Annotated in this window: 21 protein-coding genes; 18 read left to right on the top strand and 3 right to left on the bottom strand. The window is 47.4% G+C overall.

Features of this window, described 5'->3' with window-relative positions:
• The first annotated feature begins 214 nt into the window (after positions 1-214).
• The 6 genes from ACX9NY_RS20570 (at position 215) to ACX9NY_RS20545 (ending at position 5,369) form a co-directional block, all read left to right on the top strand.
• Entirely contained in the window at positions 215-892 is a 678-nt protein-coding gene (locus ACX9NY_RS20570) for an NAD(P)H-dependent oxidoreductase (RefSeq protein ID WP_472474777.1), read from the top strand.
• A 210-nt stretch (positions 893-1,102) separates the two neighbouring features.
• On the top strand, positions 1,103-1,525 hold the full coding sequence (locus ACX9NY_RS20565) for a MarR family winged helix-turn-helix transcriptional regulator (RefSeq protein ID WP_472474775.1): 423 nt from the start codon (positions 1,103-1,105) through the stop codon (positions 1,523-1,525).
• Between the two features lie 167 nt (positions 1,526-1,692).
• A complete protein-coding gene (locus ACX9NY_RS20560) occupies positions 1,693-2,274 on the top strand; it encodes an NAD(P)H-dependent oxidoreductase (protein ID WP_472474773.1) in 582 nt (193 codons plus the stop codon).
• Between the two features lie 114 nt (positions 2,275-2,388).
• Complete coding sequence (locus tag ACX9NY_RS20555; RefSeq protein WP_339239380.1) at positions 2,389-2,700, top strand: ArsR/SmtB family transcription factor; 312 nt, start codon at positions 2,389-2,391, stop codon at positions 2,698-2,700.
• A 159-nt stretch (positions 2,701-2,859) separates the two neighbouring features.
• A complete protein-coding gene (locus ACX9NY_RS20550) occupies positions 2,860-3,894 on the top strand; it encodes an LLM class flavin-dependent oxidoreductase (protein WP_339239381.1) in 1,035 nt (344 codons plus the stop codon).
• 314 nt (positions 3,895-4,208) lie between these two features.
• The gene (locus tag ACX9NY_RS20545) at positions 4,209-5,369 is read left to right on the top strand and encodes an AI-2E family transporter (protein ID WP_472474771.1); all 1,161 of its coding nucleotides are present in this window, start codon (positions 4,209-4,211) and stop codon (positions 5,367-5,369) included.
• Between the two features lie 153 nt (positions 5,370-5,522).
• On the opposite strand, the gene ACX9NY_RS20540 is transcribed toward ACX9NY_RS20545, so the two are convergent.
• Complete coding sequence (locus ACX9NY_RS20540) at positions 5,523-5,894, bottom strand: ArsR/SmtB family transcription factor (RefSeq protein ID WP_339239382.1); 372 nt, start codon at positions 5,892-5,894, stop codon at positions 5,523-5,525.
• A gap of 227 nt (positions 5,895-6,121) precedes the next feature.
• On the opposite strand from ACX9NY_RS20540, the gene ACX9NY_RS20535 reads away from it, so the two are divergent.
• From ACX9NY_RS20535 to ACX9NY_RS20505, 7 genes are all read left to right on the top strand, one after another.
• On the top strand, positions 6,122-8,467 hold the full coding sequence (locus tag ACX9NY_RS20535) for a heavy metal translocating P-type ATPase (protein WP_472474768.1): 2,346 nt from the start codon (positions 6,122-6,124) through the stop codon (positions 8,465-8,467).
• Between the two features lie 126 nt (positions 8,468-8,593).
• Positions 8,594-8,950 (top strand): SdpI family protein, encoded by a 357-nt coding sequence (locus ACX9NY_RS20530; RefSeq protein ID WP_339239384.1) that lies wholly within the window; start codon positions 8,594-8,596, stop codon positions 8,948-8,950.
• A 192-nt stretch (positions 8,951-9,142) separates the two neighbouring features.
• The gene (locus tag ACX9NY_RS20525) at positions 9,143-9,595 is read left to right on the top strand and encodes a MerR family transcriptional regulator (protein ID WP_472474766.1); all 453 of its coding nucleotides are present in this window, start codon (positions 9,143-9,145) and stop codon (positions 9,593-9,595) included.
• Positions 9,596-9,823: 228 nt separating this feature from the next.
• Positions 9,824-11,044 (top strand): MFS transporter, encoded by a 1,221-nt coding sequence (locus ACX9NY_RS20520; protein ID WP_339239386.1) that lies wholly within the window; start codon positions 9,824-9,826, stop codon positions 11,042-11,044.
• An 18-nt stretch (positions 11,045-11,062) separates the two neighbouring features.
• Positions 11,063-11,485 (top strand): universal stress protein, encoded by a 423-nt coding sequence (locus ACX9NY_RS20515; protein WP_472474763.1) that lies wholly within the window; start codon positions 11,063-11,065, stop codon positions 11,483-11,485.
• A 94-nt stretch (positions 11,486-11,579) separates the two neighbouring features.
• The gene (locus ACX9NY_RS20510) at positions 11,580-13,004 is read left to right on the top strand and encodes an aldehyde dehydrogenase family protein (protein WP_472474761.1); all 1,425 of its coding nucleotides are present in this window, start codon (positions 11,580-11,582) and stop codon (positions 13,002-13,004) included.
• Between the two features lie 372 nt (positions 13,005-13,376).
• A complete protein-coding gene (locus ACX9NY_RS20505; protein WP_472474759.1) occupies positions 13,377-14,150 on the top strand; it encodes a MerR family transcriptional regulator in 774 nt (257 codons plus the stop codon).
• Between the two features lie 138 nt (positions 14,151-14,288).
• On the opposite strand, the gene ACX9NY_RS20500 is transcribed toward ACX9NY_RS20505, so the two are convergent.
• Positions 14,289-14,786, bottom strand: a complete 498-nt coding sequence (locus ACX9NY_RS20500; protein ID WP_442034752.1) for a GAF domain-containing protein — start codon at positions 14,784-14,786, stop codon at positions 14,289-14,291.
• A 185-nt stretch (positions 14,787-14,971) separates the two neighbouring features.
• On the opposite strand from ACX9NY_RS20500, the gene ACX9NY_RS20495 reads away from it, so the two are divergent.
• From ACX9NY_RS20495 to ACX9NY_RS20485, 3 genes are all read left to right on the top strand, one after another.
• Positions 14,972-15,268, top strand: coding sequence for a hypothetical protein (locus ACX9NY_RS20495; protein WP_339239393.1), 297 nt, complete (start codon positions 14,972-14,974; stop codon positions 15,266-15,268).
• 197 nt (positions 15,269-15,465) lie between these two features.
• A complete protein-coding gene (locus ACX9NY_RS20490; protein WP_339239394.1) occupies positions 15,466-16,038 on the top strand; it encodes a GNAT family N-acetyltransferase in 573 nt (190 codons plus the stop codon).
• A gap of 119 nt (positions 16,039-16,157) precedes the next feature.
• Positions 16,158-17,663, top strand: a complete 1,506-nt coding sequence (locus tag ACX9NY_RS20485; protein WP_472479362.1) for an MDR family MFS transporter — start codon at positions 16,158-16,160, stop codon at positions 17,661-17,663.
• 455 nt (positions 17,664-18,118) lie between these two features.
• Here the strand turns inward: ACX9NY_RS20485 and ACX9NY_RS20480 are convergent, their stop codons facing one another.
• The gene (locus tag ACX9NY_RS20480) at positions 18,119-18,580 is read right to left on the bottom strand and encodes a MarR family winged helix-turn-helix transcriptional regulator (RefSeq protein WP_339258681.1); all 462 of its coding nucleotides are present in this window, start codon (positions 18,578-18,580) and stop codon (positions 18,119-18,121) included.
• A 399-nt stretch (positions 18,581-18,979) separates the two neighbouring features.
• On the opposite strand from ACX9NY_RS20480, the gene ACX9NY_RS20475 reads away from it, so the two are divergent.
• Both ACX9NY_RS20475 and ACX9NY_RS20470 read left to right on the top strand, forming a co-directional pair.
• The gene (locus tag ACX9NY_RS20475) at positions 18,980-20,311 is read left to right on the top strand and encodes an MFS transporter (protein WP_472474755.1); all 1,332 of its coding nucleotides are present in this window, start codon (positions 18,980-18,982) and stop codon (positions 20,309-20,311) included.
• Between the two features lie 207 nt (positions 20,312-20,518).
• Positions 20,519-21,868 (top strand): hypothetical protein, encoded by a 1,350-nt coding sequence (locus ACX9NY_RS20470; RefSeq protein ID WP_472474753.1) that lies wholly within the window; start codon positions 20,519-20,521, stop codon positions 21,866-21,868.
• Positions 21,869-21,882 lie beyond the last annotated feature (14 nt).

The following is a 21,882-nucleotide window of genomic DNA, read 5'->3' as shown; positions in this document are numbered from 1 at the left end:
TCATGTGTGAAAATATGCCGTCTGGGGAGAAGATATATGATCCAGCAACGGCTGTTTTCCTTGTTAGGACACAATAGTTACTTTTGGAAACTGAGAAACAATAATGTGCGTACTTTTCATTTTAGGATATAGATTCTAAACTAATACTTAAGCGAATCCAAAATTAGAGACTAACGATTCAACATAAAAAATATAAAAAAGGACGTGGAGCTCCATGGAAGTTACAGCAAAGTCAAAGAAAAAGGAAGACATTTTAAAGGCTTATCATTTCCGACATGCAACAAAGATCTTTGATGATACCCGCAAAATTTCGGATGAGGATTTCCAATTTATATTGGAAACCGGCAGATTATCTCCAAGTTCCATTGGACTTGAACCGTGGAAATTTCTGATTGTACAAAATCCGAACCTGCGCAAGCGTCTGTCCGAAGTTTCTTCCGGCGCTCAAAAGCAATTGGCAACAGCAAGCCATTTTGTTGTTATTTTGGCCCGGTCCGATGCCAGTTATAATTCTCCCTATGCGGAATACATGTTGAAGGAAACAAAAGGAATGCCGGACGACGTATTTGAGCTAACAAGTCAGGCTTATGGAAAGTTCCAAAATAACCAGAGAATTCTGGACAATCCACGATCATTATTCGACTGGGCATCCAAACAGACGTATATTGCACTTGGCAACATGATGACGGCGGCAGCTCAAATCGAGATTGATTCTTGTCCGATCGAAGGTTTCAGCCGAGACGATGTCCATCGGATTATGGAAGAAGAGGGTTTGCTAGAGGATGGTGCATGGGACGTCTCGGTGATGGCAGCCTTCGGTTACCGGGTAGAGAAGCCCTTGCGTGAGAAGTCCAGACAATCGGTTGAGAAAATAACCCAATGGATTAACTGAATTCAGCAAAATTCAATATGAATCAAGGAACGATGATCTAATATCAAGGTTTAAGATCAAGATCTAACATTATAGTATAGAGGATCAGAAAAACAAAACAGGATCGAAACAGCCCGATATTTTCCACAGCTTCAAAGGATGGAAAGGGCTGTTTTGTTTTTTTATAAAAAAGCACTTGAAAATACATAGATGTCTATATATAATGAGGTCATGCCAAAATACAACGCAATTGCACTGATTGCAAGAATCAGAAATCATGTCAACAAACGGATTGTTCACGAATTGGAACAGCATGAAGTGACAGGCATTGTACCTTCTCATGGGGATGTATTGATGTTCTTGTACCGTGAAGAGACGCTGTCAATCAAGATGTTGGCAGAACGTGTTCAACGCACGCAACCAACGGTAACGGTACTGGTCAACAAGCTGGAGAAGCTTGGTTATGTTGAACGCAGCAAGAGTGCCGAAGATAGCCGGGTGACGATGATTCGCCTCACTGAGCAGGGGAAGCGGCTCGAACCGATCTTCCATCAGGTATCAGAGCAGATTAATGACATCATCTATAGTGGCCTGTCCGATGAACAGTCGGAGCAATTGGAGAGCTTGCTGTCCATTATTGTCCGAAAGTTATAATGAATGAACTCTTCTGTCTGCAACCCTTTCCAGATTTGACTGGGATGGAGGCAGAGGAGCCCAAATATTTTTTGCCCATATACATAGATGTCTATGCATGCGGGAACGTATCAATGTAACCCTATTTTCGAAACCTAACTCAAACCAAACCTGGAGGGATTCACACTATGAAACATCTTATCGTATATGCTCATCCGCACACAGACAGCTTTAATAACGCAATCCTCAATACTGCTGTAGAAGCTCTCGAAGCTCAAGGCCATGAAGTGGTTGTTCGTGACTTGTATAAGCTTGGATTCCAACCCGTACTGACTGAAGCCGATACAGCTTCCATGCGCGCAGGACAGACACCACAGGATATCGCGACAGAGCAACAGTATGTTACTGACGCAGAAGCCATTACATTCATCTATCCGATCTGGTGGACAGGACTTCCTGCCATTATGAAAGGATATGTTGACCGTGTATTCGCCTATGGTTTTGCATATGCAGCGGGTGAAGCGGGAATCGAGAAATTGCTGACAGGCAAAAAAGGACTCATCATCAACACACATGGTACACCAAGTGAAATTTATGATCAGATTGGCATGACTGCTGGATTGAAAATAACTTCGGACGTAGGTATCTTCGATTTTGTAGGCATTGAAGCCGTAGATCATCTGCTCTTCGGTAGTATTGGATACCTGGATGCACTTGCATATCAAGCCATGTTGGGTCAGGTTAAACAGACGGTAACGACCAAATTCTAATATAGATTTTGGTTCTCTATAGGAATTCCATATGATACCAGACCGACTCGATCATGAGTCGGTTTGTTTGTTCATGTGTTTGCAAAATGCCTGAAAGGGGGTATAATCGTACCCATGGAACCTATACTTATATTCAAAGCATTATCGAACGAGACACGTAGACAAATCCTGTTGTGGCTCAAAAGCCCGGAGCAACACTTTTCACCGTTGGAACTGTCCCAGCATCCGGATGGGGGCAAAAACGGAATCTGTGTCGGCACGATTCAACTGAAGGCTGGACTGGCTCAGTCGGTTATATCCAGTTATCTGCTGACTATGCTCAAGGCAGGGTTACTGCTCTCCGAGCGAAGAGGACAATGGACGTATTATCGGCGCAACGAAGAGACGATCCGTCAGTTTGCCGAGTACGTGCAGAACGAGTTATAAGCCGGATGCCGGAACGGAAGCTAGGATGCACATGCAGGCAGGGATTCCGTCCGGATGTAAACGGCTAGTTCAGTATCACATCACTACATCCAGTTGCGTTTTAATTAATCTATATATCTGGATATACAAAAATATAATCATCGAGGGGATTAAACGATAATGACTACAGAAAATACAGCTTCATCTCATAAAGAACATATTCAAGACGTTAAGCTTTCCATCCTTGATTTGGCTCCAGTTGTTGTAGGCGCAACACCAGCCGATGCCTTGCGCAACAGTCTGGATCTGGCACAGCATGCTGAGCGTTGGGGATATCACCGTTACTGGGTAGCAGAACATCACAACATGCAAGGTATTGCTTCTTCTGCAACCTCGGTAGTTATTGGATATCTTGCTGGTGGAACCAAAACGATTCGTTTGGGTTCAGGAGGCATCATGTTGCCAAACCATGCACCGCTTGTGATCGCTGAGCAGTTCGGTACACTGGAATCCTTGTATCCTGGCAGAATTGACTTGGGACTGGGTCGTGCACCAGGCAGTGATCGCCGGACATCGCTTGCGCTACGCAAAGATCTGAATAGCGGGGAAGATTTCCCGGAGCTGCTCGCAGAGCTCAGAGCATACTTTGATGCTTCGGCGACATCTTATCATGCGCCTGTTCGCGCAGTTCCTGGAGAAGGATTGAATATTCCAATCTATCTGCTCGGGTCCAGTGATTTCAGCGCACGTCTGGCAGGTCAGCTGGGATTGCCGTTTGCTTTTGCCAGTCACTTCTCGCCCGATTACACCCGGATTGCACTGGAAACGTATCGAAACAATTTCCAACCATCTGATCACTTGAAGGAACCACATGTGATTGTTGGGGTCAACGCTGTTGTTGCGGATACAGATGAGGAAGCAGCATGGCTGGGTACAACGATGCAACAGCAGTTCCTGAACATTATTCGCGGCACAACGGGATTGGTACAGCCTCCGGCTGAGATGGAAGGCAAGTGGACGGACCGCGAGAAAGCTGGTGTGGAGCAGACGCTGAAGGCAGCTGTTAATGGTTCCCCAGAAACCGTTCGTGGACAGCTGGAATCCTTCATTCGGCAGACGCAGGCAGATGAGCTGATTATTACGTCGATGATCTATGATCATAAGGCGCGTCTGCATTCCTATGAGTTAATCGCACAATTGGCGGGAAAAGCCTAATCTTTAATTTTCACCATAAAAGCTGGCTTAACAGTAAGCTATAGATCTAAATTGACGGTTCGTCTCCCAGTGAGGCGGACCGTTTTTGAGTAGGGAAAATTTTCAAATAATTCATATGGGGCAGAAGACTCATTATGGGGTAAAATGACTTTACCGGTTTAATTTGAAACGGTTAATCAGCGCCATACGTATAAATCCAGAGAGTTATACATATGTTGGCTTGTACAAGGGACTTTATTTTTTTCAGGCAAGGGACATTTATCAGATTTACAGCTTGTTTTGATTAAGGATACATATGAGAGGACGACACGCCTATGGAGCAACCTGAGCAACCCCGCGTTTGGCCGGAGCGGTTCAAGCGATTTTTTCTTAACAACAAGTTTGTCCTATTTCTGCTAATTCTGCTGTTAGTGGGACTGAACGTCATGGTTCTGACCAAAGTATCCTTTGTTCTTCATCCGCTCGCAGTACTCATTAAAACCATTGTGTTACCTATCATTCTGTCAGGCATACTCTACTATCTGTTGAATCCGATTGTGGATGTGATGGAGAGATGGAAAATCAAGCGCGGCTGGTCCATTCTGCTCCTGTATCTTGCAATAGGAGGCATTCTGACAGTCGTCGTGTTGGCGGTTATTCCGGTTGTGCGTAACCAGATTGTGGGGCTGATTGAAAATTTCCCAACGTACAGTGAGACGGTAAAACAGCAGTTTGAGGAGCTTACGGGCAGTAAACTGTTCGGTCAGTTCCAGGAGACGGTGAATTTGAATTCTCAGGATTGGTGGGGAACCATCTCCCAAAAGGCCACTGAAATTCTGAACTCGACCTGGACCAAGTTGGGCGGATTCCTCGGAGCTTTCACGGAGACCGTGCTGTCCATCGTAACTGTCCCGTTCATCCTGTTCTATCTGCTGAAAGACGGCAAGAAGCTGCCGGCGAAAATTCTGTCTTTCCTGCCAATCAAGAGCCGTACAGGCGCCATGCATGTGCTGGAAGACATCAATCACCAGATCAGTTCATTCATCCGTGGACAGATTATCGTCAGCTTCTGCATCGGTATTCTGCTCTACATCGGATATATGGTCATTGGTCTGGATTATGCACTGATTCTTGCAATAATCGCATCGTTTACAAGTGTTGTTCCGTACTTGGGACCTGCAATTGCCATTACACCTGCGTTGATCGTGGCACTCGTCACTTCGCCGGTGATGCTGTTGAAAATGGTTGCCGTATGGACGATTGTGCAGTTAATCGAAGGTAAATTCATCTCACCACAGATCATGGGTAAAACGTTGAAGATCCATCCCATCACGATTATCTTTGTCATCCTGACTTCGGGTAATCTGTTCGGAGTCGTAGGCATTCTGCTCGCTGTTCCAGGATACGCGGTGCTGAAAGTATGTGTATCGCATATCTTTAACTGGTTCAAGGACAGATCCGGCCTGTACGATCCAAACAAGAACAATCTTTTATAACCCGAATTGGTATGCTCTCCAATGATTGGTAATTGGAAAGAATAGTCACTTTGTATTCTGTACAAAACGGTACCCTTACCAAGAAGAACCCCCGTCCATCGGCATATAGCCGAGAGGCGGGGGTTCTTCTTCATGAACCAGCTTGGCGGCTGCCTAGCTGTGTTTAATATGCTGGAGCGTTTGCAGGAAAATCTGCTCAATATGAGTATCATCCAGAGAGTAGTACACGGTCTTGCCTTCCTTGCGCCGCTTGACGATCCGCATATTGCGGAGTGAACGCAACTGGTGTGAAATGGCCGACTGTCCCATGTCGAGCAGAACCGTCAGGTCATGCACACATAATTCCTTCTGTAACAGCGCATCAATAATACGTAGCCGTGTTGGGTCGCTGAATGCCTTGAACCAATCTGCCATCTCGGAAGAGGTATCCCGATCTATGAGTGAAGTGCGAATCGTCTGCACATCCGCTTCAGTACCCGAGCAGGTTGCATCACATTCGCTTGGTGCTTTAACCGGTTGTTCCATTTCATATCACCGCCTATGTTAACAACTATAGCTCTATTATATCCAAAAACGGCCTAAAGCGAAATGATTACTATTAGCATAATCTGTATGAAAAATCAACAACGGATGTTGACACTCATGTTTGGGCGTGCATATAATAGGGGTAATTAAACATATGAATGAATGCTCATATATTGAATGTAGTTGGATGATAACATTGTTTTTGTACTGCAAAGGGGAGAATTCACATGGGAACCGGACAGGAACAGGTGAAAAGGGAACTGCTGCTTGATGGATTGGACTGTGCGAACTGCGCATTAAAGATCGAGAACGGCGTTAAAAAAATTAAGGGCATTAACGAATGCTCCGTCAATTTTGTTACCAAAACATTATCGCTACACACCACCTCCGATATGGATGAACAAGTAGTGGAAGAAGCGAAGCGCAAAGTGCTTCGGTTGGAGCCTCATATTCGTATCTCGGAAAAAGGAAAACAAGTAAACGGACATGTACAGACTAATGCAGGGAGTGCGACTGGTTCACACGAACACAGTCATGACCATGCCGGACATGATCATGGACATTCACATACACATGGCGATCACTCGCATACTCATGATCATGGAGATCCGCAGGGCCACGCACACGATCACGGAAGTCATGCTGGACATAATCACGATCACAGCCATACCCATGATCACGATGCTCATGCAGGCCATTCACATGAACATGGTGCAGGTCAGACCAAAATATTGCTTGCTCGTCTTGCTGCCGGTTCTGTGTTGCTCGCAGCTGCGATCTGGTCGCCGCTGGAGGGCTGGGCACAGTTCACCCTATATGCGCTCGCGTATCTGATTGCCGGGGGAGATATCGTGCTCCAGGCGTCCAAAAACATCATCCGCGGTCAGGTGTTCGATGAATACTTCCTCATGTCCGTCGCTACCTTGGGTGCCTTTGCCATTGGAGAGTATCCGGAAGGGGTAGCGGTCATGCTCTTCTATCAGCTCGGAGAGCTGTTTCAGGGCATGGCGGTTAATCGGTCACGTAAGTCCATTCAGTCCCTGATGGACATTCGCCCGGACTACGCGAATATCCTGACGGGTTCGGGTGACGAGACACGGCGGGTATCTCCGGAAGACGTACGGATCGGTGATCGTATTGTCGTGAAGGCAGGAGAGCGAGTACCGCTGGATGGTATCGTTCAAGCTGGGCGTTCTATGGTGGACACTTCTGCCCTGACAGGTGAGTCAGTACCTCGTGAGCTGGAGCCCGGAAGTGATGCACTTAGTGGATTTGTAAACAAAAACGGGATGTTGACCATTGAAGTAACCAAAACGTTTGGTGAATCAACGGTATCCAAAATTTTGGATCTGGTGCAGAACGCAAGCAGTCGGAAGGCCAAAACAGAGCATTTTATTAGTAAATTCGCCCGTTATTACACCCCGGTTGTTGTGATTCTTGCAGCCCTGATTGCATTTGTTCCGCCGTTGATACTCAGTGGTGCAACATTTGCCGACTGGATCTATCGTGCATTGGTCTTCCTGGTCATCTCATGCCCTTGTGCGCTGGTGGTATCTATTCCACTTGGATTCTTCGGTGGTATCGGAGCGGCTTCACGTAACGGGATTCTTGTCAAAGGCAGTAACTATCTAGAAGCATTAAACGATGTGAAAGTTGTCGTTTTTGATAAAACGGGTACACTAACCAAAGGTGTATTCAAAGTAACAGCCATTCGCCCCGAAGGCGAACGCACGGAAGAAGAACTAATGAAACTGGCAGCCATTGCCGAAGCTAATTCCAATCATCCGATTGCCGAATCCATTCGCGCAGCTTGGGCCAAAGCGATTCCTACACAAGGTGTGGAAGGTTATGATGAAGTTGCCGGACACGGGATCAAGGTGAGCGTGGATGGTAGGGAAGTGCTGGCAGGCAACGCTAAATTAATGAAGCAGGCCGGTATATCCTATACCACACCTGAGACGGCCGGAACGATAGTGCATGTTGCTGAAGCTGGCACATATGTTGGTCATCTGATCATTGCTGATGAGGTGAAGGACGATGCAGCAGCTGCTATTCAGGCGCTGAAGAAGCTTGGCATCCGCAAAACGGTTATGCTGACAGGAGATGCCAAAGCCGTGGGTGAAGCGGTAGGACGCGAGCTGGGTGTGGATGAGGTCTATGCTGAATTGTTGCCACAGGATAAAGTCGAACGACTGGAGCAATTGGAAGCGGCCAAATCTCCGAAGGAAAAAATGGTGTTTGTCGGTGATGGTATCAACGATACACCTGTGCTGGCACGAGCCGACGTGGGAGTAGCGATGGGTGGACTCGGTTCAGATGCTGCCATTGAAGCGGCAGACGTGGTCATCATGACCGATGAACCGTCCAAACTTGCGAGCGCAATCCGCATTGCAAAGCGTACACGCATGATTGTGTGGCAAAATATCGCGTTTGCTCTGGGGGTTAAGGCGATCTTCCTGCTACTGGGTGTGTTCGGCATTGCCACCATGTGGGAAGCGGTATTCTCGGATGTCGGTGTCACAGTACTGGCTGTCCTGAACGCCATGCGTGTACTTCGTGTGAAGAATATCTAAGTTTACGAAACGATCCAGGCGGCTCTTCGTATATACGTAGAGCCGTTTTTATATTTAAGGTTATTCTGTCATCGAAGTGCCAGTGTAAGCAGGTCGATGGAAGACAACAGAGAAGGGGAGAACGTTTTGACAGGAGCAGTAGTTGGGATCATTATTGGCGTGTGCTATTTCATTCTGGGGTTAATGGTGTTCAAAAAACCACCGAAAATGATTAACGGAATATATGGATATCGGACCCCGCGCGCAATGAGTAATCCCGAGTTGTGGGACGAAGCGCAAAGTTATAGCGCCAATCTGATGATGCAATTTGGTGTGATTATTACGATATTCGGCATTATCGGTTTCTGGCTTACAGATGTACGAGCTTTGGTGCTGAGTCTGGTTGCTACAGGGTTCTATACGTTCAGACTGTTTACCAGAGTGGAAGGTCGTTTGAAGCAAATGCAGCGAGCGCAACAGCAACAAAATGAGCAGAACGGATAAGGAAAATTGAATGAATAGTGTAGAGAGGAAGACTCGCGAGTGAAGCGGGTCTTTTTTTTGTTGTAATTGGAGAAGCGAACACGCTGTTAAACTCGCTAAAACTTCAGGCATGAAATCTAACGTTGACGTTAACGTCAATATTATATATAATTATATACATAACATTACGGACATATGAGAGGGGTGAGGGAAATGAGTTTATATAAAATCGACGACGTAGCCAAGGAATGCGGTTTGACCAAGCGAACCATTCGGTATTATGAAGAGATTGGTGTCATGCCTTCACCTCAGCGGACAGATGGCGGAACGCGGTTGTACACTCGTGACGATATCAATTTTCTGAAGAAGGTGGTTCGTGCCAAAGAGGTACTTGGATTCTCTCTTCAGGAGCTACATACTTATGTGGCAACAGCAGATGCACTGAACGAACAACGTTTTGACTACCAGCAGACGACCGAAGTGAGAGAGCGTATTGAGAAGCTCAACACGATGGAAATAACACTAGATGGTCAGCTGCAACTGATTGAGCAGAAACTTCAGAGCATACATGCCGTACAGACTGAATTGGAAGAGCTGCGAGAACGCGTTCGGAGCGGTATTCAGAAATTACAGGCACACGATCCGCAGAGTGATGAAGACGGGTAACCCGAAGCCAATCAAAGTTATATACAAAACTGTATATACACATAATCGCTACATGGAGTGAGCACCATAGTGACTGTGGCAATCCTGTACAAACACCGGATGTTCCGGTGTCATTTGTGCCGTTTTGTCACCTCTAATTCTGAAAATGGACACGGGTTTTCATTGTCTTTCGCAACATTTTCAAATAAAAAAATTCACCACATAAATCATTCACAGGAGGAATTAGGTATGAAAAGAGAGCCATCGTTACCGGACGAATTGCCGTCATCCCGTGGAGGCTTGCTGTCTCAACCGAGAGCGGTATGGGCGGTCGCCTTTGCATGTATCATATCCTTTATGGGTCTGGGTCTGGTTGACCCAATCTTGCCCGCAATTGCTGATCAGCTGCATGCTTCCAAAAGCCAAGTGTCGCTGCTATTTACCAGCTATAACGCTGTAACGGGGGTAGCGATGCTGATTACGGGTGTCGTATCCAGCCGGATCGGTGTGAAATGGACGCTGCTTAGCGGCATATTGTTGATTATTATCTTTTCCTTCCTTGGGGGTACCTCAGACACGGTAGGTGCATTGGTCGGATACCGGGGCGGTTGGGGACTTGGTAATGCCTTGTTCATCGCAACAGCGTTATCCGCTATTGTGGGACTGTCCACTTCAGGGACAGCCAAGGCTATTATTTTGTATGAAGCAGCACTGGGTCTCGGGATTGCGGTTGGGCCGCTCCTTGGTGGTGAACTGGGTTCCATCTCTTGGCGTGGCCCGTTCTACGGCGTGGCTGTACTGATGGCTATTGCCTTTATCAGCATTACATTTATGTTGCCCAAAATGGCAAAACCAAAAACACGCAGTTCGTTGTCTGATCCGTTCAAAGCATTAAGCTATCCTTCACTGAAAACTTTGGCGATTACCGCCTTCCTATATAACTTTGGATTCTTTACTTTGATGGCTTATTCACCTTATGTCATGAATCTGGATGAGCACGGATTGGGTTATGTATTCTTTGGTTGGGGACTGATGCTGGCCATTACGTCGGTATTTGTTGCACCAAGACTGCAACGCCGATTCGGTTCGGTGCCGTCCATGAGTGTCATGCTTACATTGTTCGCGATCGATCTGGTTGTTATGGCCATGGGTACGGTGATGGGGTCACCAACTACCGTTATAGTGGCGGTCATTGTGGCAGGGATCTTCCTTGGGATTAACAACACATTGATTACAACGGCTGTTATGGAAGCTGCACCTGTGGAGCGTTCGGTTGCTTCTGCTGCATACAGCTTCGTTCGCTTCCTGGGTGGTGCACTTGCTCCATGGCTAGCAGGTAAATTGTCCGAGTGGTTCCTGCCAGAAACACCGTTTTATTTTGGCGCATTAATGGTTCTCATTGGTGTCGTGGTACTGTTAGTACGTCGTCGTCATCTGCGGGATATCGATTCCGCTATTACATCTCATTAATTCATAGGGGGAAATGCAATGCTGAAACGTATATTGGTTGCTGTTGATGGTTCGGATCATGCGCATAAGGCTTTGGAGCAAGCATTGATTCTGGCTGAGGATCTGAAACAACCTGTAAGTCTGTTGATCGTGCATGTTAATCCTGCTATCTCTATTAATGAACCTGCATTGGGTGTTGATTTGGAAGCTCGGATTGCTGAAGAAGGGAAACATATCATAGAACCGGTGACCAGACAGTTATCTGGGCGAGACGTTGCATATGAGACACTGCTGATTGCGGGTGATCCTGTTAATGAGATCTGCCGTGTGGCGCGCGAACGAGATTGTGGAATGATCGTGATAGGTACAGGTGGGAAAGGCATGCTCACAGAGATGATCGTGGGCAGTGTCAGCCATGGCGTATTAAAACATGCAGAGTGCCCTGTCCTGACGGTTAAATAGGTGAGTGGGTTGAGTGCCCCAAAGTAGTGTATAAATAGATAAGGTAATATACCGCCATATTCTTGTAGTCATTATTGGATGGAGGATGCAGCATATGAAAAAACAACATCTGTTCATCGGTGGCAAGCCGACCGAATCCGTAGATTATAAAGCACTTCAAGCACCATACTCCGGGGAAACGCTGGCAGAAGTCTCGTCGGCTTCAGCCGAGGAAGCGGAGGCTGCTGTTGCTGCTGCGGTTCAGGCTGGAAAGGCAATGCGCCAGATGCCTGCACATCAGCGTGCAGATATTCTGTACAAGTTGTCCTCCATGCTTGAAGAACGCAAGGAAGAAGCAGCGCGAATCATTGCGCTTGAAGCAGCGAAGCCGATTACCGCAGCACTGGCTGAGGTTGACCGGACAGTGGAAACGTATCGTTTTGCCGCTGAAGAAGCCAAGCGACTGACCGGTGAGACCGTTCCGATGGATGCAGCCAAAGGGGGAGAAGGGCGTATCGGCTATACGATGCGGCAACCTCTAGGTGTCATCGGTGCGATTACGCCGTTTAATTTTCCAATGAACCTGGTAGCACATAAGGTAGGCCCAGCGCTTGCAGCAGGTAATACGATTGTTCTCAAACCAGCGGAGCAGACACCCCTGTCATCCTATTACATCGCTAATCTGCTTCAGGAAGCCGGACTGCCGGATGGTGCAATGAACGTGGTGAGTGGTGACGGCAAAACTATTGGGGATGTGCTTGTTGAACACCCTCGTGTTGCCCACATTACGTTTACAGGCAGTCCAGCGGTAGGTACGAGCATTCGTAGCAAAGCAGGACTAAAACGCGTGACATTGGAGCTTGGGTCGAATGCAGCGGTGATCGTGGATAAGGACGCGGATCTGGATAAAGTGGTTCCTCGTTGTGTGACCGGTGCGTTCACGTATCAGGGACAGGTGTGTATCTCACTACAGCGAATCTACGTACATCGTGATATCTCGGAAGAATTCATCCGGCGTTTCGCTGAGGCGGCTAATCAAGTGGTGATCGGAGACCCGCTGAGCCCGGATACGGTGGTTTCTGCACTGATTACCTCCAAGGATGTACAGCGTACACTCGACTGGATTGAAGAAGCCAAACAGGCCGGGGCTAAAGTGGCAGCAGGTGGTCAAGCTGAAGAAGGCGTTCTGCGTCCAACGGTGCTGGTTAACGTTCCACGTGATGCCAAGGTATCCTGCCAGGAAGTGTTTGCACCCATCGTTGTGATCAATCCGGTGGATTCCGTTGAAGAGGGTATTGAACATGTTAACGATTCGATATACGGGCTTCAGGCAGGCGTATTTACAAACGATATTCATACCGCCCTCCATGCAGTCGATCAGATCGAAGCAGGCGGAGTTATGATTAATGATATTCCCACGTTCCGAGTCGATCACATGCCCTATGGTGGGGTGAAACAAAGCGGGATTGGGCGTGAAGGTGTAAAATATGCAGTAGAAGAAATGACGGAATTGAAGTTTGTCATGTTTAACAAAGGATGATCCTCTTCCATTCTTTTACTCAATATACCGTATGCTAATGGAAATATAACCAGACGCTCCTGTGCCAGAATAATGGCACAGGATTTTTTTAATTGAAGATCATGGAAAAAGTTTAAAAAATACATACGGATTCTTCACTGACTGCGGGTTCACATCTGATGAGGCGGGTATAACATAGTTAACATACCGTAACTTAAATGACTAAACGCCGCTCATATCACCGAAGCATGATGTACCTATCCAGAGCACGAGCGGAATGAAGCGGTACAGCACTGCCGAAAGTCTTAAATTCTCTCATTATTCAAATAAAATGCAGTATGAAATAATAAGCCTGAACTCTGGAGTTGCAGGACAGGCAGGAGGTGTATTCAAATGGCATATTCCATGGTTGATGTATCGGGAATGTCAGGCGTAAGTCTGAACGAACTGAGCCAGTATGCGGAGACAGGTCTTCTGAATCCGGCCTTTGGGGATTTGGATGAAGCTATCTATTATGAAAAGCAGGAATTACTGAGACTCCAGCAAATCCTTTTCTGTAAGGAAGTGGGTATGGAGGAAATTGAGATTGGCCCTATGCTAAGGGATGATCCTCAGGATGTCATACGCATCATGAAACAGCATCGCATTGAGATTCTGGAGAAGGCACTCCGCTTGCATGGATTGATTCAGACACTGGACAAAACGATCGCGCATTTGCAAGGAGATCAGGAAATTGACGAACATGAGCTGTATATCGGTTTTGTAGATAAGGGGCGTCATCAGTTGTTGAATGAATCGGGTTCTAACCCTGTCAATAATGATGTGAAACGAGTGCAGAAAGAGAGCGTTCAGAAGTCTGACCAGGAGATAAAATCGAAAGAAGATTATCTGGACTCCCAGGCGAAAATTGATCAGGTTCATCTCGACTTGCAACAGGCCATTGAGGATGGATTGGAACCCGGTAGTGCGAAAGTACAACGGATTATCGGCAGGCATCTTGAATGGATCAAAGGTTATTATACACCCACTGCTGAGATCTATCGGGATCTGGCCAATCTGTACGTAGAACATAAAAATTTCCGCCAGATGTATGATGGTTACCACCCGAGGCTGGCTGAATTCCTGAGGGACGGGATGATGATTAAAGCGGAACACGATTTATCCTAGATGCATAAAGTAACATGGGCGAGCAAGAACATGGGTGTGAAACAACTTGGATAACAAAGAGCGCAGACCTCCAAGAGGACTGCGCTCTTTGTTATTACGGGTTCTTCATCATCGTGTGATGAGACTCCTCATCATTTCCTAGAGAGTTATGGTTGCTTCCAACTGCTCAGTGAGCAGGCTTACGGCTTTCTCCAGGAAGACACGGTCTTCGTCATCAAAACGATTTTTGAGCGGGCTGTCGATATCCAGCACCCCGTACAGTTCGCCGTTTTTGATAATAGGTACGACAATCTCACTGTTCGATGCTGCATCACAGGCAATATGGCCTGGGAAGGCATGAACATCGTCAACGACCAGGGTACGTTTTTCCGCAGCAGATGTGCCGCATACCCCACGTCCCAGTGGAATTCGGATACAGGCAGGCAGTCCTTGGAATGGTCCGAGGACCAATTCTTTTCCATCATACAGATAGAAGCCGACCCAATTGGTGTCGGTCATAAATACATTGAGCAGCGCAGCAGCGTTCGCCAGATTGGCAATCGCACTAGGTTCATCGCGGATCAGAGCACTTAACTGTCCCAGGACGGCGGTGTGCTGCTCACTTCGTGTTCCTTCATAGGAAACAGCTTGAAACATGGTAAATCACCCTCCCGAGCATAATGGTACTTATTTTCAAGATAGTGCAGAGGATGCGGTTAGTCAAGCGGAGGATTTCGGAAAGGCAAGGGAATACCAGAAGAATCCTCCTGTTTCTCAGCTTCTCGCGTGGGGTAATTACTTAGCAACCACGGAGGGCTACAACCCGGGAAGGAGCTTGGCTTATGCATGCAGAGGTACAGAATCTTTTTGTACGGATTCATCTACTATATTTCGCCCAAAATCAGGATTTGAACGTTAGCGAGGCGCTGCCCCTATTGGAAGAACGGGGATATCGCGTTGGAGAGCGGGAGATCAAGCAGGAGCTTGAACACCTGACACAGGAGAACTTCCTGACCGCCCACGGGGACCAATGGAGCCTAACCGGGACTGGTATTGAAGAATTCAAGGAAATCACCACCGTACTTGGCCGGGTTAGCGACGAATTGCTGGCGAAGGACAAGAAAACGTCCAAAGCCTAGAATTTATTCGGACAAGCACGATGACGTGATTCATTCAAACTTGAATGGATCCATACGGACAACAAGACCGGGAGCGATATTGGCCCGGTTTTTTGACGTGTATCCGTGACTGAACAGTTGCCATTCGGCGCAGGTTATGATTAGATGACTAATGAATCTTATGGTCTGCGGAGATGGATCGGATCGGAGTGTCTTATATGTATAAATGCAAAGGAAGAATTCCCGAAATGGAGACTGCGCGGCTTCGTCTGCGTAAAATGCGTCGCAGGGATGCGGCCCAGATGTTCGCATGCTGGTCAGATCGCGAGGTGACCCGTTACATGAATCTTGCACCCATGATTGGGACAAGCGAAGCGGCGGACATGATTGGACTGCTCAACCAAATGGCAGGGGAAGAGGACGCGATCCGCTGGGGGATCGAACTCAAAGAAACAGGCAAGCTCATTGGCAGCTGTGGATTTAACACATGGCAGCTTGAAGGCGCATTCCGTGGGGAAATCGGTTATGAGCTGGGACGGGACTATTGGCGTCACGGTTATATGACAGAGGCTTTCTCGGCATTGCTGCCCTTCGGGTATGAGACCATGGGGCTTAATCGAATTGAAGCGCTGGTTGATCCGCGTAATGTGGCTTCCGGTGAGTTCCTGACGAACCGCGGCTTCACGCGAGAAGGGCTGCTGCGTCAGGTGCAACATACATCCACCGGATACAAGGATATGGTGATGTATTCGATGTTGTATGATGAGTTTCTTCGTAAAAAAGGTAAGTAAAGAGACAGTATATATTTGTTTTTTATTTACACGTAAACGAAGAAACAGAACAAAGCTGGAGAAGCACCAATTATATAGAGAACAAAGAGAGAAGGGTTCGTGTGAATGCAACTGGAGGTTTGAAGCGCAGTTTCATCTTGACGGGGCTGTTGCTCGCAACATTTCTGTCAGCGATTGAAGGCACCGTAATTGGTCCGGCAGGGCCTACCATTGTCAGTGAGTTGGGGAGTGTACAGCTGCTGAGCTGGATTTTCACCGCATACCTGCTGACGATGGCTGTGAGTACGCCCATTTTCGGCAAAATTAGTGACTTGTATGGACGAAAGCCTGTATTTCTGATTGGTTGTGCCTTATTTTTACTGGGTTCACTCTTGTGCTGTCTGTCGCAGAATATGGAGCAATTGATCATTTTCCGTGCTATCCAGGGGATTGGTGCGGGGGCGGTGGTTCCAGTTACATTTACGATTATTGGGGATATCTACTCCATTGAAGAACGTGGCAAAATCCAGGGCTGGATCAGCTCCGTTTGGGGGATTTCGTCTTTGGCAGGACCGCTGCTTGGCGGTTATTTTGTAGACAATCTTGGTTGGCAGTGGATCTTTGGTTTTAATGTGCCGTTTGGACTGCTCGCGATGTGGTTTGTATTTCGTTACCTGAAGGAAGATATCTCTCCACGGACAGCCAAGATTGACTATGTCGGTGCGCTGACCTTCACGGTGGGCATTACCGCATTGTTATTTGTTATGTCGGCGGGTGGGCAGTATTATGCCTGGAGTTCTCCGTTGATTGTAGGACTGAGTGTGGTTGCCGCTCTGTTTATTATTTTATTTTTTGTGGTGGAAAAAAGAGCTCAGGCCCCAATGGTTCCACTACATCTGTTCCGAATTCGGGACATTCGTGTGGCGAATATCGCCGGATTGTTAACCAGTACCCTGATGATCGGTCTGACCAGTTATTTGCCGCTCTGGGTGCAGGGGGTTCGGGGAGGCAATGCGACTGAATCGGGGTTGCTACTCGCTCCGATGTCGGTAGGTTGGCTCATTGGTAGTGTGCTCGCAGGTCGTCTGCTGATGAAGATTGGATCACGGTTGACCGCATTGATTGGAGTAACCGGCATTGCGGTCGGATCGGGTGGACTCTTTCTGGTGGGAGGGACATCCCCGCAGGCTGTGCTATTTATTTTGACATTTATTTATGGTCTCGGCTTCGGATTTGCGTTTACGATCTTTACCATTATCTCGCAGTCTTCCGTAGGATATAAGGAACGTGGTTCTTCTACGGCATTGCATACGTTCATGCGTACCTTGGGACAGACGATTGGTGCAGCAGCTTTTGGCACTTGGTTGAATTATCGGATCTCCACGTTGTCGAGTGAGCAGAATCTGGCTGAGGCCGGAATATCGGAGAATGATCTGAACGAACTGCTAGCACCACATACGGATGCGGCGCTATCGGATGATAAGTGGGCGCTACTGCGGAGTGTGCTGGAAGGAAGCTTGCATTCTTTATTTGTCATTATGTTTGTCATTGCACTGGTCTCCTGGGTAACGACGCTTGCTCTACGCAAACGTTTAATTGTACCCGAAGATGCAGATGCTCCACCGCAACCTCAAGGCTCGAAGTAAAAAGTGGATGTATACGAAAAACCGGATTCGCCGTTGTCAGGCAAATCCGGTTTTTTTGTTGATTGGCACACATGCATTGGACTAGAGTGTACCTTCACTCAGTAGAGGGATACGCTGGAGGATGTCCGAGTCAAAAGCATTTTAAAGTACATGCTCATCCTGGTGAATCGTCCAGACGAATGACGAATTTCTAAGGAACGGAGGACGTCTTATTTGACCTTCTGCTGCTCTTTTTAAATTGTAAGAAACATGAGACACGTTATGTCCCGAAATCACCTGAAAAACACATTGTATACGGCTGTTTATTCAAAGATATCGTGTGTCAGATTCCTTAAAATGCTGCGAGCGCTTCAAACCCCTGAATATGACGTCACAGGTTCGTTAGGACTCCCGCTCCATATCTGCTCCAGAACATTCAGTTACGCTCCAGCTTTCGGCTGTTCTGAAGATAAGCTCTAGCTGTTCGCTGATAAACGGTCTGCAGAATGTGCAAGCCTTCCCAAAAGTTCGGACAGCAATTCCTTGTCTTCCTCACTCAGTCCACTGACAGCACGATCGATCTTCATCGCATAGCCTGGATAGATGTCATCCATGGTGCGCTGGCCTTCTTCCGTTAGTTCCACAAAAATGATCCGTCTGTCTTGCGGACAATGTTTGCGGTGCAACAATCCTTTTTGCTCCAGCTTATCAATCACATAGGTCACATTCCCGCTTTGCAGCAGAAGCTGTGCACCAACCTGTTGAATCGGCTGAGCTCCTTTCATATATAACACTTCGAGCACCCCGTATGCGGTGGGGTTGAAGCCATGCACTTTGCTTCCGGATACAGCGTGTTCATTCACGCTCTTGAATGTCTGGGCCAAGGTGCGGTACAGATGAAGTGAACGTTCGGTTCCGATTTCTTGTAATTCCAGCATGCTGATCCCGCCTTTTCAGATTAGTTTTATAAGTTGAAATGATGAAGTTACAACCTATCACGATGAGCATAGAACAACCTTCCAATCACTGTTATCCCCATCGTTATGCTGTTCATATTAAAAATAATTTCAACTTATATGCGTTGGTTAGTTGGTTAGTTATGTTTGAAGATTCAGGTTGTCACCATGGTTTAATTGTAAACTTCTATTTCTACGAAAAACATGCGATATGTCACAAGATTTGCATTTTTAGCATTTAAAATTTGATCATTCACCATACCGAAAAATCATCCTTGAGGTGACGCTTCTTCTCCGCCTCTGGCAGGAGGTTGAGTCAAGCCCTGCTCTCTTATAATGAGTTCATATCATGAATTCGGAAGGTAATGGGGGAGAAGAAGCATGACAAGTGATTTAACGTTTGAAGGACATCGACCGCTGAAGAATAACCGATCTTTTGTAACATTGATGGTAGCTCAGGCCATTTCCAATCTGGGAGATTGGCTGCATCTGCTCGCAATCCTGACCCTCGTGGGTATCCGCTGGAATGCAACGCCATGGGAGATTACATTTGTCACACTATCTGCAGCACTGCCTGTTCTGTTGACAGGGCCATTCGCGGGCACGCTTGCAGATCGTCTGAACCGAAAATGGCTGATGATTGTAGCTGATGGTGCACGGATCATCATCGTGGGTGCGTTGATTTTTGCTGATCAGATCTGGCATGTCTACCTACTGCTTGTCCTCAAATCCCTGTTCGATGTCATTTTTTCTCCTGCGAAGAACGGAAAACTGAAAGAAATTGTTCCTCATGAGCAGCTTGCGCAAGCTGTATCCATTAGCTCAATCATTGAACAGATGTCCAAAATTATCGGTCCAGCGCTTGGTGGGCTGTTGGTAGCCGCTTTTGGCATCACCTGGTGTTTTGTTCTCGATTCAGCGTCTTTTCTGATTTCCGGCATTATTTTATTGTGGATTCCTGGAATGCGGGTGATCCAATCTGCAATTCATAACGTAACAGAAGTAGAGGAAGAGACAGCTGGGGGTGTTCGCAACCGCCCTAAAGACTCTTTTTGGAAGGATACACAGGAGGGCATCCGCATGCTCGCATCTCTCCCTCATGTAGGAACGTCTCTGATCTTGCTTGCTTCAGCCATACTTTTTCTGCAATTTGCCGATTCACAGACCGTGGTGTTATTCAGACAGCTTCCCGGAATTTCAAGTGATCTGCTGGGATGGTGTGTGGCGGCCAGTGGTGTAGGTACATTAATTGCAGCGATGAGTGTGCGGAAGTGGAAGCATGCAGGGCATGTTTTGAAAATGGGTCTGGGTACCATACTCATGGGTCTGGTTATCGGCGGAGCCGGTGTTATTGTTGGGATTTGGCCGCACGCCGGGCTGGGTGCCAATCTGCTGCTAGCATCCCTCTTTGCCTTGGCCGGTGTTGGAATTGGGTTTGCGATTGTACCCTTTCAAATCCTGTTGCAGGAACAGACACCCGAGCCAATGACAGGCAGGGTATTTGGAACGGTAGGCAGCATTATGACAGCCAGTAATATTATGGGCCCGGTGGTAGGTGGATTCATGGTCACCTCATTCGGTGTAGTGCCAGCTTTTGTCTGTTCAGGTATTTTGCTGACCCTGCTTGGTTTGATTTATTTGATGAGACGCAACAGGGAAAAAGCCGATCTGAATGGCTCCATTGCCGCCAAGACCATGATTGCAGGCGACTAAAAACATGCCGGATCTGTTCAGGTTAGAACAATTGAAATGAAGGTTTGAATTTACTTCAAATTTTAAGTTTTTGATTAAAAAGCGTTTGAGTAAACGCCTTCACGTTTAATGAGGAACAGGCAGAAATCCCTGTATTCTAATTATTCCTAGGGGAAAACTCATATGCCTTGTCCCACCAACGCAGTAGCGGAAAGGGGGTGAAGCAACTTGAATGTAAAGTTACCAAAATCCATAGTACGTCTTGGAAGCATACCACTGGCAATACTTGCCGGGACCTTGATGCTGGGGTTTGGATCTTCGCATGTGTATGCGGATGATGCTCAGATATCTTCTGAAAAACCGTCCAGCGGATTGTCGCTGAATCTGCTCTCACGCGATTCGGATGGCGGGTTGAACCTGACTCCGTCGGTATCGGTGTCCACACCATTATTGGATGTTGAAGTTCCGTCGATCAAAGCGAATGAATCCACAGGTAAGCTGAGTGTATCTGAGCTGAAAGTAGATACACCGCTTGGATCGGCCGGAACATCAGAGATAGGTATTGATGCGAAGGAGGGAACCGTTGAACTGCCGTCTGTACAGGCGGATACGCCGGTGATCAAAGCCGATGTATCAAGCAGTCAGGTGAATCTGAACGAAGGTACAGCTTCCTTGCCCGGGGTTACCGCAGAGGTACCCGAGGTAATCAAGGCAGAGACGTCTGCTGTGAAAACTAACCTTCGGCAGGGTAAGGTTGAATTACCTTCCGTGAAGGTGGATGTACCCGAGGTTACTTCGGTCAATATCTCTTCATCTCAAGTGGATCTGAGTAAGGGGAATGTCCAGCTACCTTCTGTGAAAGCAGAAGTTCCTGTTGTAGACGTATCCGCTGAACTCAATCCTGATCAGGAGAAGGTGGAGATTCCAAGTGTGAAGCCGGAACGGCCTGTAGTCACTCCGGAACAACAGCCGGTTGTCAAAACACCGAATGTTAAAACTTCCAATACGAGTGCACTCGCAGATCCTGTTTCATCACAGAACGACGTGGAAGGGCAGGACGCAGTTCAGGTTACGGGCAACGTGATTGAGGTCACCCCGGAACCAGGAGTACGTCCAGAACAACCTGTTGTCCCGCAGGCACTGCCTGTTGACGGAACCGATCTGACACAGGATTCCGATGTCAATGCAGATTTGCCTGATAACGAGTTATTCCTCGTGGATCAGAACACTGTTAAACCATCTGTCACTGAACAAGTGCGGAGTAACCTGGAAGCCAATTCGAAACAAGATGATGATAATGCAGCATCTCCATTGCAGCCTCGCACAGAACGACCAACAAGTTGGTCTGTTGCGGCAACTTCTCCCGGAGCAGCGAATGCTTCCGCCGGGACAAGCTCCGGTGCGTCAGGTGTAACTGGAGGTGGAGCAACCGCTCCAGCAGCTGCACTTCCGGGAGCAAAAACAGGTCTGGTTACGCCGGATTATGATTTTGCTTTCCGAATGGAACGCCTGGATGGGTTCAGTCAATGGTCACAGGCACCACCGGGACGACCGCCGCAATATACCTCTTTCTCATAGACAACATTGGCGTT

The organism is Paenibacillus sp. CB74, assembly GCF_055687625.1.
This window is presented reverse-complemented; position numbering and strand designations above follow the sequence as displayed.